Source organism: Candidatus Abyssobacteria bacterium SURF_5 (assembly GCA_003598085.1).
Lineage (GTDB): Bacteria > Abyssobacteria > SURF-5 > SURF-5 > SURF-5 > SURF-5.
Genome location: QZKU01000050.1, coordinates 1 through 15,398 on the forward strand (window position 1 = coordinate 1; position 15,398 = coordinate 15,398).

General features: G+C 53.4%; 8 protein-coding genes. All 8 read left to right on the forward strand.

What is annotated here, in order from left to right; genetic code table 11:
- Window positions 1–537 precede the first annotated feature (537 nt).
- Entirely contained in the window at window positions 538–1,371 is an 834-nt protein-coding gene (locus C4520_06835) for a hypothetical protein (protein RJP23123.1), read from the forward strand.
- Window positions 1,372–1,409: 38 nt separating this feature from the next.
- The gene (locus C4520_06840) at window positions 1,410–1,637 is read left to right on the forward strand and encodes a hypothetical protein (protein RJP23124.1); all 228 of its coding nucleotides are present in this window, start codon (window positions 1,410–1,412) and stop codon (window positions 1,635–1,637) included.
- A gap of 181 nt (window positions 1,638–1,818) precedes the next feature.
- Entirely contained in the window at window positions 1,819–2,658 is an 840-nt protein-coding gene (locus tag C4520_06845; protein ID RJP23125.1) for a hypothetical protein, read from the forward strand.
- Window positions 2,659–2,967: 309 nt separating this feature from the next.
- Window positions 2,968–5,721: a hypothetical protein gene (locus tag C4520_06850; protein RJP23126.1), complete on the forward strand. Its 2,754-nt coding sequence runs from the start codon at window positions 2,968–2,970 to the stop codon at window positions 5,719–5,721.
- A gap of 68 nt (window positions 5,722–5,789) precedes the next feature.
- Window positions 5,790–10,799, forward strand: a complete 5,010-nt coding sequence (locus C4520_06855) for a hypothetical protein (GenBank protein ID RJP23127.1) — start codon at window positions 5,790–5,792, stop codon at window positions 10,797–10,799.
- A gap of 16 nt (window positions 10,800–10,815) precedes the next feature.
- Window positions 10,816–12,309 (forward strand): right-handed parallel beta-helix repeat-containing protein, encoded by a 1,494-nt coding sequence (locus C4520_06860; protein ID RJP23128.1) that lies wholly within the window; start codon window positions 10,816–10,818, stop codon window positions 12,307–12,309.
- Entirely contained in the window at window positions 12,239–14,641 is a 2,403-nt protein-coding gene (locus C4520_06865) for a hypothetical protein (protein RJP23129.1), read from the forward strand. Before C4520_06860 ends, C4520_06865 begins: the two co-directional genes overlap by 71 nt.
- 347 nt (window positions 14,642–14,988) lie before the next feature.
- Window positions 14,989–15,398: hypothetical protein (locus C4520_06870; protein RJP23130.1), on the forward strand; the 410-nt coding region annotated here is incomplete at its 3' end.

Genomic DNA, 15,398 nt, shown 5'->3' on the forward strand with positions numbered 1-15,398 from the left:
GCTATGAGAAACGAGCTGATAGCTACGAAGGCCTACTGGAGATCGCATGCGCCCTAATAACCTTTCGACAATGCATTATTATTTACGGATAAATTCTTAATCTCCTTGCCTTTCTGCAGGCAAATGCTTGTGCGGCCGGGCCCTCTCAGAAAACGCGTGGCAATCATGATCGGGCGAAAATACTCCTGCCTCGAAAAACGAGTTATCCGGCAAGTTAATGCGTCTCTAAATCCGATTCTAATTCATAAAGATTTTGATAACAATGATTTACACCCTTTAATGACGCTTTCCACCGCGCAAACCTCTTATGTCCGCCGATCACTCCTACCGTTAATTTTTTTCTTGATGAATCATATATGACGTGATAAAATCCCTTCACCTCTGAAAAATGCGCGGGAAATCAACTTTAGGAGGATCCATGAAAATCCCTGCCCTGATCTTACGTGATCCATAGCCCCTGCGATCCTTCTCAAGGCACAGGCGCCCTGAACCAGACGAAGTGCATCGGTGATTTACTCAACCTCAGGAGGCAAGTTTATGAAAAAGGCTGCGGTCACATCTGTCGCATTGTTCTGTTTCCTGCTTGCCGCTTCGGCCCATGCTATCCCGATCAACATCACCAGTTCGGGCATGGAAGTGGTCGATCCGGCGTCATTCATCCTGCATAACGTTCTTGTTGGGCCCAAACTCTATCGGGTGGATTTCAGTTGGAATCCCTCCACGAATCTTTTCTATCCCACCGGCTATACCCTCGAGATACCGGCATTTAAGGCTTGGGAGTACTTTCCACTGCACGTCGGCGACACCTGGACGTATCGGCGGCATGACGGCGGCATAGTAACCGTCACGATCGCAGGCATCGATAGCATCTGCGGCGTGCCCTGCATGAGGAGGGAATACTCGACCGGCACAAAAGAATGGTGGGTGAGCGACTCCACCGGCATCTGGCTGGCGAAAGTGCAGAATCCAGACAACTCTTACGTCCTCTTTTGCCCGCTGAAGTTATGTAACCCCTACACCTATGTCGGCTTTTCAAAGCTCACTCCGTATGAGGATGTTCCTATATATGATCCTTATGGGACCCTCGTCGGCACGATGACCGGCTATTTCAGCTATACCGGCGTTGCAGTGGAGACAGTGGTCACTCCCGCCGGCACCTTCATGGATGCCCGGCGCTGCAACATGGCGCAGTCTTACACGAATCCATGGACCAGCAACATGACGACAGATGATATCTGGTTTTCGCCCGGCGTCGGAATTGTCAAAATCATGTCGAACGATGTCGCCTCGTCCGGCGGCATCATGACCTACAGCTACAGCGAAGTCCTTCTTCTCGAAAGCGCGACCGTCGGCGGAGTTTCGTATCCATAACTCACGGCGAGACAGAAAATCCATATGTCCATGTCATCATGCTCATGGAGGCTGGCGTAACAGTGACTACTCCGGATGGTGTTTTCAGCAACTGTCTCAAGATTATCGAATCCGACATTGAAGGTGATGAGGGAGAAGCGGAGATCATGATCTGGGCGCCGGATATCGGGGAGGTGAAGACCTGGGCCGCCGGTGTGGAAGATGCTGATGGAGAGATATCTTTAGGAACAGGAATCGACCAGATAGTAAACCACGGTTCGTTTTAACGTGTTTTCGATGCTCAATCGGTGTTTCCGCAATGGCGTGAATGGATGATGGTGAGAGACATCGATGGTCCGGAGCAGGTTTGAAGGAGTTCGGCCCACCATGACCGCCGGCGTGCAGGGACGATGCGCCGGGAACCTGCATGTTTTACTGGTAGCTTAGGGCGAAGAGGAGAAGAGACCCATGAGAAGACTGTCCGTCATATTCCTGATTGTTCCGTGTTTTTTCTTTCTTTCTGTGGGTGAAAGCTTTTCTATTCCGCTCGACATCACCAATTCGGGTATGGAGGTAACCGCGCCGAACGAATTCATCCTGCACAATGCGATCTCCGGCTCAAAAATGTACTACGGTGTCTTTCAGTGGAATCCCTCAAGTAACGTGTTCGCGCCCACAGGCAGCGGAATGCAGTCGCCTGTTCTCAAGTTTTGGGAGTATTTTCCATTGCACCTCGGCGATACCTGGACCTACCGACGGCATGACGGCAGCGCGGATATCCGGACAGTGACCGCGGTGGAGGATGTCTGCGGTATGCCGTGCATGAAGCTGGAGGGCTCGAACGGGATAAATCTCTGGTGGGCAAGCGATAGTTCCGGCATCTGGCTGGCGAAAGCCGAGATCGTCGGCTATCAGACTACCATATTTTGTCCGTTGAAGATATGTAATCCATACACCTATTTAGGCTTTTCGAAGTTGACGCCGTTTGAGGACGTTCCGATTTATGACGGGGCCGGTATATTTATGGGCACCATGAGCGGCTATCATTGTTACAGTGGAAACAGCTTGGAGACGGTGGTCACGCCTGCGGGAGTCTTTCCCGACGCGGTTCGCACAAACTGGGTGTTTTCGTGGACAGACCCCTGGGGCACCTGTGTTCGCACGCATGAGTTTTGGAGTGTTAAGGGCATCGGAACCGTGAAGCGTGTCACTGCCGAGTCTGATAGTTCCGGCGGCGCACTGATTCGTACGCACAATGAAGTGGTGGTTCTCGAAAGCGCGACCGTCGGCGGAGTTTCGTATCCGTAAGGATCCATAGGGGCCGATCAGGGGAAGAGAAGAAATGACAATTGAAGTTAGATGATCTCGTGGAGCAGAAGAACTCATATGTTACAGGAATAGTTTTGCTTTATAGACGGCGGCATAGCAGAACTTTTCAGGAGATGGGAGAGAAAAACCATGAGATCAAGAAAGCTCTTATAGCATGCCCGAGGAGTAAGAGTCGGGCTCTCTTTTATCAATAAACATCAAGGAACAACTGTGTCCGTGATTTGCGTGGATCAAAGTGATGCGCGCAAAGCTGCCGCAAACACGGTTGCTAAACAGGAGGGGGGACTTATGAAGATAGTCCGCGTGGTTGAAGTTTTCCTCGTTTCTTTCATGTTATGTTTTCCCTTCTTCGTTCCAAAAGAAGCGGCGGCTGATGCCAACCAACCCCGCTACAAGGAAGCAGAGCTTCTTATCAAATTCAAACCGGGAGTTACAGCAGAGCAACTAGGCCAAATCCAGAGCGCCTTTGGACTGGAGACCCTGCGGCATTTTGAACTTATCGATGTGTATCACATGAAGATAGATGGAAGAGGGCTGACGGTTGCAGACGCTGTGGAATCGCTCAAAGGGGTCCAGGAAGTCTTATTCGCGGAACCCAATTATATCGTTTCGATAGATACAGGCGTGATTCCCGATGATCCTGATTTCTATCGATTATGGGGATTGCGACGGATTGAGGCGCCTGAGGCATGGTATTTTGTCACCGGCAAGACCGACCTTGTTGTCGGGGTAATTGACACCGGCATTGACTACAACCACGAAGACCTTGTCCGGAACATGTGGATGAATCCCGGCGAGATGCCCGGCAATGGCATAGATGACGACGGGAACGGGTACATTGATGATTTGTATGGCATCGATGCATGCAATGACGACACCGATCCGTATGATGACCATGGCCACGGCACTCATTGCGCAGGCACCATCGCTGCTGTAGGAGATAACGGTATTGGACCGGTCGGCGTGTGCTGGAACATCAAGCTTATGGCCCTCAAGATGTTGGCCTCGAACGGGGAGGGGAGTAATGCCGATGCGATAGAATGCCTGGAATATGCGACCATGATGAAACGATTTTACGGTATCGATGTAAGGCTGACCAGCAATAGCTGGGGATGGACGGGACCGCCCGATGAGGCTTTGAGGTATGCCATAGAAGCATCTGGAAACCAGGATATGTTGTTTATCGCCGCTGCCGGAAATGAAGGCGAGGACAACGACACGGAGCCGAGAAATTATCCCTCAAGTTATACTCAATACAATATTGTCGCCGTTGCCGCCACAACCCCTTCCGACGCGCTTTCCTCCTACTCGAATTATGGAGCATCGAGTGTCGATCTGGGCGCTCCGGGAGATGACATCTTCAGCACGCTCCCGGGGAATCAATATGGATATTCCTCAGGCACCTCGATGGCCACTCCTCACGTCGCCGGAGCGGCGGCCCTTCTATGGGCATATTATCCGGACCTTCAGAACGCAGATATCAAGGACAGGCTGTTGCAGAACGTGGATCCGGTTCCGAGTCTGGAGGGTTTGCTCCTGACCGGCGGCAGGCTAAACATCGCAAAGGCGCTTCAACGGCCGCTCACTCAGATTACCCTGAAGAATCCTGTTAACGAGAGCACATTACTTTCCTCTGTCCCCACCCTCCGGTGGAGTCCCGATGGAGGCACCAGCGATAATGTGTTCGCAGTGGAATTCAGTTTATCTCCCGGCTTCTCCAAGTATTGGTCGACTTACGAGAATCTGCACGAACGAATCGAAGAAACCGACTGGGTGATTCCCAAAGCGCTATGGGATGCCACTCCTGCCGAGGCGCCGGTTTACTGGAGGATCCGCGGGGCCGATGTACATGACTTGCCCGTGAATATCATAACGAGCGACCAACTATGGTCGGTGTACAAAGGATCGGGATGGGACCGGACCTTTGGCGACGTCCATGATGAAGCTGGTTACAGCGTTGAGCAAACAGCGGACGGTGGGTATATTCTGGCGGGATTCACCAATTCCCTCACCGGAGGAGGCGGCTACGATATCTTGTTAATGAAAACGGATGCGAACGGAGAGGTCGCACCGGGGTGGCCCGATGGAGGAAGAAGATACGGCGGCTCGCTGGATGATTTCGCGTATTCCGTTCAGCAGACTGCTGACGGCGGTTATGTCATTGCTGGTGAAACACGCTATTCCGAGGAGAATAACGTCTCAAACGGACTGGTGATAAAGACAGACTCGAACGGAGGGCTTGAATGGGAGAGCCAATTCGGCGATATCTCCTTCAGGGACTATTTCCGTTGCGTTAGCCAGACATCTGATGGAGGATACATCCTTACCGGCCACACCAAGACGTTTGGCCAGGGACCGTCCGATGGTGATGTTTGGCTCGTCAAGCTTGATGCAAATGGTGATCGCTTATGGCAGACGAATCTAGACTATGTGGGAGATGACTACGGGCAGAGCGTTCAGGAAACAACCGACGGCGGCTACATCATTGCCGGGTACAGAAAACCCCCGGGAGAGGATTATGATGGTTTCGTCATGAAAACAAATGCCGGCGGTCAACCAGAGTGGGCATCTTATCCTGTATTTGGGGGAGAAGGCGACGATGCAATTCGCTGCATCACGCAAACAGCCGATGGGAAATACGTCTTTGTCGGACGCACACTGTCTTTTGGAGCTGGAAGTGGGGATGCATGGTTGGTCAAGCTTGATACGAATGGAAACAAGGAATGGCCTTCCGACAGACTCTTTGGCGGACCGGAGAATGACGGAGCTTGGAGTGTGCGACAAACAACGGACGGCGGATTTGTTCTTGCAGGCCACACCGATTCCTACGGCATAACCGGTGACCGTGATGTCTGGTTAATCAAGACCGATCCTGCCGGAACCGAGCTATGGAATAAGCGTTTCGGAGGATCCTCTGCAGATGAAGGCCTTTGCGTGCAGGAGACAACTGATGGAGCTTACATCATCAGCGGTTCGACCGCTTCTTTCAAAACATATGGCAGGAGTGACAGTGATGCATGGCTCATAAAGCTGGTTCCGTAATACAGATGAGTCCCGCAAAATCGTCAGGTGACGGAGTTCGGTTGTCCCGCAGGAATAACTTCTGATTTGTGAAAGTCAGTTTTGGCGAGAAATTATTCCCGCAGTGCACGGATGAAAAGACACTGTTTTCTACACACCAAAAGGAGGATATTCTGAAAGGAGGGATCGCTATGTTGAACATGAGATTGCGTCGCGAATTCCTGTTTCTCGCAGTATTCATTCTCTCGATCAACTATTCCGCCTATTCTCACTCTTCTCACATTGAAGGCCGCTCCGGCCCGAGATGGCCCAAGAATCTGCTGTGGTCGGCATCGACACATGCAAGAACCGCCGCGCCAACTCGGACGCTTCATGATGTTGAATTTCAGAGAGATGGTCTGAGCGTCCTGTTAACCGATTCCAGCATCGCAGATCAAGATTTGCTGAAATTGTCGGATGTGCACGTCGCGTTTCTCTCCGGATGGGCGCCAACATCGACACCCGGAAAGGGACGTGAATGGAATAAAGTCAGACGCGCCTTCTACAGAGAAAATGCGGGGGCGTTTGGAATCGAGCATCTCATCGATTACGACCCGAAGCAAGAGCGCATCTCAACTTTTCGAATAATAGAAGTCCTGCGAACGCAATCTCACGGTGAAGCATTCTCCGTCCGCGTATCGGGCGAATCAAGGCCGGTTTCCGTTATCGAGCCTGTTGAGATCGAACGGAATCTTCTTTCAACTCATGGCGATGCCGCGAGAATAGTGTCCTGCATTCTCTATTGGCCGGCTTCCGAGCCTCTCTGGCGCATTCGAATCATGGATGAGACCGGCTATGACTATGTGGTAAAAGCCGCCACTGGCGACCTGATTTCGATGGCCAAGGACCCCGATATCACGCCAGCTTCGCCGGTTGCGCAGCCGGGGCGTGAAACCCTCTCACCAAAGCGCCCGCCAACCAATTTGCCCAATTTGCGACAGCAGGACCTATTTGAGGACCGAAGCGCTTTTCTGATCAACGTGCCCAATGAACTGTCGCCCATGGATATGAATGTCCCTGCCGCGGTTGCAGCCGCCTGCCACATATACTCCGCGAAGCCCGTCATCCTTTTCACCGACTCCATTTTTGATTGCGAGGAGCACGAGTGGTTTCTGGAGGATTATGCGCCGGGACAGATATTTGCCGTCGGATGTTATGTTGATCCTTCAAGTGTGGCCTGCCCTGTAATCTCTGTTCAGGGAGAACCGCCGAGCGAAGTCGCCGCGAACCTTGCATACCTTGGCTGGAGCGCCAGCTCTTCCGCCGTCCTCACGGACTCTGAAGATTACAAGGCGGCTCTTTGCGCGCCTCCCCTGTGCAAGCGGCTTCAGGCGCCCCTGTTGTACTTTGAAGGGGAAAATCTTCCCCAGATCACATCAGACTGCCTCTCCGCACTCGGTGCGGAAGACGTGTTTGTCATAGGAAACTGCCCTCCGACGGTCCTGAACGCTCTTATCGCCCTGGGTTGCACGGTGGAAATCTTGCCTGACGCCGGTTCGGTTGCGGAGAAAATGGAGGAGGAAGGACAAGTTGTTGACTATGTCGCCATGACGAATCCATCGGACCGGAACGGAGGCCTGGTCCCAAAGCTGTCCTTATTATCCTGTGTATTGGCCGCGCATCGAAACGGTGTTGTGTTGCCGCTCGAGTATGACGCCGTGTGGAAACAGCCCTATTACTGCACCGACACAACAACAACTCAACCCGACGGCGCCGTCGTTGGCCAAAAGTCGCTTTACGCGTGGTGGATCACCAGTACGCCTCCGACGCTGGAGCCGGGTTTCGTTCCCGAGTTCCATCCGGTTAACGGGCAGTACGGGTATGGGAATGTCCTCGGATGGGGCCGCAATCCGTTCTGCCTCGGCGCTTCCACTGACACAGCCTCGCTCTATGATCTGGCGCTGATCGACCTCGATGATAATAAGGTTTATGGTCCCGGCGAGCTGTTCTCGTCGGCGGAGTACTTTTCTTTTTATACTCCGCAGGTCGGAGAACGCACCTACCGGATTGACACCATTGGCGGATCGGAAAAATGGTGGGAAGACAGAGGCTACATGCTCGTCTCATTCCTCACGTGGAAGACCGGGACCGCCCAAATCGAGGGGATGGATTATCCATTTCTCTTGACATCGTTAGGGTTTGGCCAGGCGCTTGGATATTATGACGTCGTCCAAATCGATTCGAACAGGGACGGCGATTTCGGCGATGCGGGTGAAGAACCCCGTTTTTCCGGAGAGCCCGTGACGGTTGGATCGCTTCAATACGCTCCCACTATTGGAGTGGAGGATTACAAGACCGCGGGAGATCTCAAGCTTACCTATCCGTCTAAGGAAGAGATTTCGCAGAGTCTCTCTGATTTCTACAGCGATCATCTCGACCATCCGCCGGAGTATCTGGCCATTGTCGGCTATCACACGGCGCTCCCGTTCGGGATCACGTACTGCGCATACGAAGGGACGGAAGATCTCCCGACAGATTACTACTACGGAGACTATGACGACGATCCGTTTGTTGACTTGGGAATAGGAAGAATCATCGGAGAGAACCACCGGTACGCTTCAGGAGCGGTCGCGCGAAGCGTTGCGTATGACGACATTTTTGATCCGGCGAACGCCTGCGTGCTCAGCATCGATCGGGGGCTGGGATTCGGCAACGAGGCCATCCGCCAGATGGGGAACGTCGGATACACCGGCGCCGTATGCCGCGATCCCATCGACGTATGGTCGGATGACCAAATGGAGAACAAGACCGCCATTCTCCACGATAATCATGCCGGAAGCTATGGATGGGTAGGCGGGCCGGTATGCACATTTCACAATCGATTGTCTCCGTGCGTGGCTGCGTCGGCGGGATGCAGCACCGCCAGCCTCGACTTTACTTCGCCCGTTTATTCGATCATAAACAGGTTTTTCCAGTGCGGCGCAATTTGCTACGCGGGGAATACTCGGAACGCCTCCAATCCCGGCTATTCCTATCATAGTATGTTCTGGGCTGCATTGAGCGCAGATGCACCTCTTGGCAAGGCGAATCTTGCCGCGCTCAACCATCAGCGATACATCTGCCTGGAAGAGGGAGATGCTCCTACTGCCTCTCAGGTCGCTTGCTATGAGGCTGTCATGTTTGGAGACCCTGCCGTCCGGCTGGCTTTTCTTCAACCGCCCGCTGTGGCGGCAGCGCGTATGGAGAAATCGATGGCTGGCGATGAGGCCTACTATATCGGGCCGGGCGAATGGTGGGAGGACAGCATTGAGGCACAATATCAATACTCAGCGCCCGGCGTTTACTTTGTCAATGACCCCATGTATCTCTACCATTTTGCCAATGTTCCAATCCCCTATCAGACGGAATTGGAAAGCGTTGTGCAACTGACTTCCTTGCCGTCTCCTCTTGGATGGACCGGGTACTATTTTGTGGATCAGCAGGCTGATGGAGAGGACGCGGTCCTGTGGCGCATTCGGGTCAAGGACTACAATCGGACAACGGGGGAAATATATTCAGAGACTGACTATGTCGAGTATCTCCTGAATATAACAAGCGAATTCCCCAGGACTCTCTATGTTGACGCCGTCAGCCCATGTCCCGGCATCGGAAGCGAGGCGAATCCCTACTGCAACATCCAGACGGCCATCAATAATTCGCTTGACGGCGACACGATCATTGTGCGCGACGGCGCCTACACCGGCGCAAGCAACAAGAATCTCGACTTTTCGGGAAAAGCGATAACTCTTCGCTCCGAAAACGGCCCGGAGAATTGCATTATCAACTGCGAGGGCGACGGGAGAGGGTTTTATTTCCACACGTATGAAGGCCCGGCTTCCGTCGTCAAGGGGTTCACGGTCCGAAACGGGTACGCGTCAGGATCGTATCCCACAAATTCGGGGGGCGCGATCCTGTGCGTCTCCGCCTCGCCCACTCTTGAGAACCTTATCCTGATCGATAACACCGCCACAACAGGCGGCGGAATTTTTTGTGTCGAGGGCTCATCCCCGGCGATCAGGAACAGCCGGCTATCCGGAAATTACGGAGACTTCGGCGGAGCGATCCGGTGCATGTATTCGTCCAGCCCCACTCTCTACAACTGCGAAGTAACCGCCAATTCCGCCTATTCGCACGGCGGAGGAATCTCGTGCGAGATAGAATCCTCCCCCATCATTACGGCCTGCAATATCAGCAATAACTGGCTCACGTTTTCCGGGGGATATGGCGGCGGATTGGATTGCTACTACTATTCATCGCCGACGCTCACCAACTGTACGATCGCCGGCAACTCGGCCAATAAGGGGGGCGGGATCCGTACGCAGTATTATTCTTCTCCAAGAATTAGATATTGTTCCTTCTCCAACAATTCCGCTGAATGGGGCGGGGGAATCGGATGTTACTACAATTGTTCAGTCACCATTGAAAATTGCGTCCTTTGGAATGATTCCGCTGTCAATGGACCGGAAATAGCAATCTTCTCCACCACTGATCCCTCCCTGGTGTCTGTCGCCAACAGCGACGTCAAGGGTGGACAACCGGCCGTCTATCTCGAATCCGGCTGCACCCTCGACTGGGGCGCCGGCAACATCGACGCCGATCCGCTGTTTGCCGGCGGAGGCGACTATCATCTCACTGGAACCTCTCCGTGCATCGATGCCGGGACCGACGCGGGAGTCTATGACGACATCGACGGAGACTTGCGTCCGCGCGGCGCGGGCTTCGATATCGGCGCGGACGAGTATTACGAGGTCAGCATGAAACTCGAGCCCGATGCCGCCACGGTCGAGCGCGGCGGAACGCTCGGCTACGATGTGACGCTGACCAACCACACCGCGACAACGCTGACATTCAAGTATCTCACGAATGTGACTCTGCCGAACGGGAGTCCGTATCCGCCATCGGGCGCGTTACTCGGGCCGAAGACCATTATGCTCGCTCCCTACGCCAGCCGCTCGGCGCATTTGACGCATCTGATTCCGATGAGCACGCCGCTCGGTACATACACCTACAACGCCTATATCGGAGTTGCTCCACCCACTCCGATGAACGAGCGGCACTTCGATTTCGAGGTGGCGCCATAAAGGCAGTTTAATTATTATGGCAAAGCCTTCAACCAGAAGGAGGAGCAACATGAAGAGGCTGTATGTGCCAGTTCTCTTGGCGCTGGCTGCCGCCATAAGCGCCGCGTCTCCAGGTTCTGCGGACACCTACTATGTGCCGGACGACTTCGTGACAATCCAGGCGGCGCTTGATGCGGCGGCAAACGGTGATGAAATCATCGTGCGGGACGGCACTCATGCAGGCACAGATCTGACTTTCGCAGGCAAGGCTTTGACGTTGCGTTCAGAGAATGGACCTTCGGCCTGCATTATCGAAGGGGCGGAGAGCGGTTGGGTTTTTCGGTTCGGCAACGAATCTTCCGATTCGATACTTGATGGATTCACTATAACCCATGGCCCCGCTGGCGGGATAGTCTGCATGTCCTATTCCTCGCTTGCGATCACCAACTGCATCGTTACCGGGAATGGGGGCGAGATGGCCGGCTTCGGCGGCGGAATTTACTGCAGCTATTCCGATCCGACAATCACAAACTGTGTCATTACCGATAATTCGCTCGGGGCTTTCGGCGACGGGGGCGGTATCATGTGTTGGAGCGCATCTCCAACCATCGCCAATTGCGTCATCAGCGGCAATTCGGTCGGCTACATGGGTGCAGGCGGGGGCATCCACTGTTACTATTATTCTTCTCCGGTAATAACCAACTGCACAATCACCGGCAATTCAGCAACGGACAACGGCGGCGGCGGCGGGATTTACAGTATGAACTCCACGCCCGTGATTACCAATTGCACAATCAGCGGCAATTCTTCGCATTTTGCTGGAGGAGGACTTCATTTTGAAGGAGCGGCCGGCTTGGAGACGCTCATCAACTGCATTGTATGGGGGAATGAAACGGCTCTGGATGTTGGAAATGAAATCTATATTGGAACGTACGGCCATGTCCTCACCGTCGGTTCTACCGATGTAAGAGACCGACTCGGTTTCGATGACGTATATGTCGATCCTCTCGCCATATTGAATTGGCTGGAAGGCAACATCAACGCCGATCCACTATTTGTGGGTGCCGGCGACTTCCATCTCACAGCCGGCTCGCCGTGTGTCGATTCGGGGGCGGCTGCCGCAATCGATGACGATATCGATGGCGATCCGAGGCCGCGCGGGGCCGGCTTCGACATGGGATCCGACGAATTCTATGAAGTCAGCATGCGACTTGTTCCCGATGCGGATGAAGCATCAAGAGGCGGTTCACTTGGATATGATGTGACGGTCACGAATCACACTGATGTCGTGCAGACATTCGAGTACTGGACCATGGTTCGATTGCCTAACGGTTCGATGTATCCCCCATCGGGTGCGCTCTTCGGGCCGCACACAGTGAATCTTCCTCCCTTCGCGAGCGGATCAGCGCACCTGTCGCATGCAATTCCAGTGATCGCACCTTTGGGGATGTATACTTACAATGCATATATCGGGCCGAATCCGCCGTTGCCGACAAACGAGCGGCACTTCGATTTCGAGGTGGCGCCGTAGTTTGGTAGATTCGCAAAATAAGGTCCATGCGCCATGCGGGAGCACGGCGGCGTCACAGTGGTTCTTTCCAATGAAAAATTATTTTTCAGTGAAAAGATACGGGAGAAAAAAAGGTGCCAATGAAGGGAGAATATGCATGAGTAAGAGATTCAGGCTTGTTTTGGCTACCCATTTCGTGCTTCTTTGCCTTTTTTGCAACAACTCTATAGCGCATGCGGCCTGCGAGCCGCACTTCACGCCTATCGTCGGCACGCTGAGTGTCGAAAGCGTGAATGGTCTGGCGGTCTCTGGAGATTATGCCTATTTAACCACATGGTATGGGCTAACAATTGTGGATGTCTCGACTCCTGCAAGCCCTGTCCAGGCCTCTTCACTTGAAGGGATCGGCTCATGTTACGGCGTTGCCGTATCGGGATCATACGCATATCTCGCGTCAGAAAGCTATGGACTTTTTATTGTTGATGTCTCGAATCCGGAAGCACCGGTGCTGGCGGGATCGCTAGCCACTCCGGCGTATCAAGTCGCGGTCTCAGGGGCGTATGCATATGTTGTAGGCAGCGCCTGGTTGCAGGTGGTGGATGTATCGAATCCGGCGTCTCCCGTAATCGTGGGCTCGGCGGATCTGCCGGATTGGCCAAATGATGTGGCTGTCTCCGGTTCATATGCTTACGTAGCCGTCGGTCTGACAGGGCTCTGCATCCTCGATGTGTCTGCACCGGCGTCACCATCCATCGTTGGCTCGATCGACACGCTTCACCTGGCCTCCGGTGTGGCCATTGATGATTCCTATGTTTACGTTGCCGATGGATATGCCGGCCTCGTGATCATCGATGTTTCTCTTCCTGCGGTTCCTTTCATAGCCGGGACGGTAGCCGCAGGGCTGCCGTTCGACACGGCGACGGATGTGGCTGTTAATGGAGACATTGCCTTCGTCACGTCATATTACGCAGGTCTTCAGATTGTGGACATTACCTCACCTGTCGAATCATTTGTTATCGGATCCGCACCCGTACAAAGCAGCTTTCCCGCCTCCTATGTCGCCTGGGACGGCGATTACGCGTACGTAGTCGCTTACGGATACGAAGAAAATTTCCTGGTCGTCGATGTCTCGGACCCCCTTTCTCCTCATATGATCAGCTACCATTCCACTTTGGGACCGGCCTATGGGATCGATGTGTCCGGAAACTACGCGTATGTTGCGGAGGAATGGGAAGGGGTTGAGATACTCGACATCAGCGACCCCGCCGCGCCTGAAATAGTTGGGGGCGTGGATACTCCGGGCCGCGCGACAGAGCTGATAGTATCCGGCAATTTTGCTTACGTTGCCGACGGATGGGGAGGCGGTCTGCAGGTTTTGGATGTTACGAATCCATCCACGCCCCACATAGAGGGTTCGGTTGCGACCCCCGGTTTGGCGGTGGATATCGCCCTTTCAGGGAACTATGCATATGTGGCCGATTCCACGAGTCTCCTGGTTGTCGATGTTTCGAGCCCGCAGTCGCCGTTCATTGCCGGTTCACTCGATATTTCCGCGCTGCGGGTCGCGGCATCGGGTTCGTATGTCTATGTTGTTGGCAGCCCCACGGGATTGAGAGTAGTGGATTGCAGCAATCCTGCCGCGCCCGTTGTCGCAGGAATGGTAGAGTTAAGCGGTCCGCGCGACGTGGAGGTGCAGGGTTCGTATGTCTATGTCGCCGCCGAGGAAACAGGAAATTTCGGCGTGCACGTTGTAGATGTATCCAATCCGTCGGCGCCTTATATCGTTGGATGGGTTGGTGCACAGGGTGAAATCCACAAAATCGAACTGGCGGATTCCTGCGCCTATATCGCGGGAAATAGTTATACTTATTCTCCGTTCCTCCAGGTCATAGAGATATCCGATCCCGCCTTTCCCATTTCACTCGGTTCTTTCAGTAACGGAATTACTTCCTACGATGTCGCAGTCTCCGCATCTCACGCCTATCTCGCGCATTATGCATTCGGCATCAGCGTGGTTCAATTGTGCCCCGAGCTCTTCAGGATAAACCTCGAGGCGCCCGCAGACCTGGCAGTGTTATCGCAACCGCCCACTTTCTCCTGGACCGCCAGCGGCGGAACAAATAATGCATTCGCGGTTGATGTCAGCGCTTCAGCCGGATTCACAAAATATTGGTCCACATACGAGAACCTGCACCAGATCATCACCGAAACAAGTTGGGCCATGTCGCCCGCCGTCTGGGACATGATTCCCGCCGGCGCAAGACTATATTGGCGCGTGCGCGGGGCGGACCTGGACGTTGCGCCGCTCGATATCATCACCAGCGACGAGGTCTGGTCGTTCACAAAAGAATGAGTAACAAGCTTAGTGACCCGGCTCATAGCTGCAAATAGATATGGTAATGTCGAACATTGTTGAAGATAGCACATGTATCTTCATTGTCGATCATTCCTGCGAAGGGAGGAGTCCAGAAAACCGAAATCGGCGAAGAAGACTGCTCAGCTTCGGCGCCGGCAGCTGCGCAAGCAACTCGTGTTCTGAAGGCTTTCTCCATGTATATACTGGCCACGAGCAAGAGCCGAACCCCATACATGGATTAGCAGGTGAAGGACCAGAGCATACCATAACTCAGAGACGGGAGAATTTTGCTTCACAGACGGCGGCATAACTGAATCGTTCAAAAAGGTGGGAGGAAAAAAACAATGACATCGAGAAAGCTGTTAGTGCTAACTTTTCTATCGGTAGTAACGGTTATAGTTTATTCACATGAAGCTTTTGCACACGATCCATGCGATATCAGATTTCCTCCTATCGTCGGTTCTGTCGATGTATCTTATGCTTCAGACGTTGCTGTCTCCGGCTCGTATGCCTATATTGCGGATGGGGCAGTCGGATTGCGAATAGTCGATGTCACTGACCCCACTTCGCCTTTTGTTGCCGGTTCGATCGATACCCCCGGTTACGCACAAAGCGTTGCGGTCTCGGGTTCATATGCGTACATCGCCGATGGTTCTGACTCATTTTGGACACTTTGGGCTTGGGTTTGGTCAAAAATCTGCAAAAACCCCTTATTTTTTGGGGGTTCGATTTTCCGGAAGTCGAAATGTAGTGC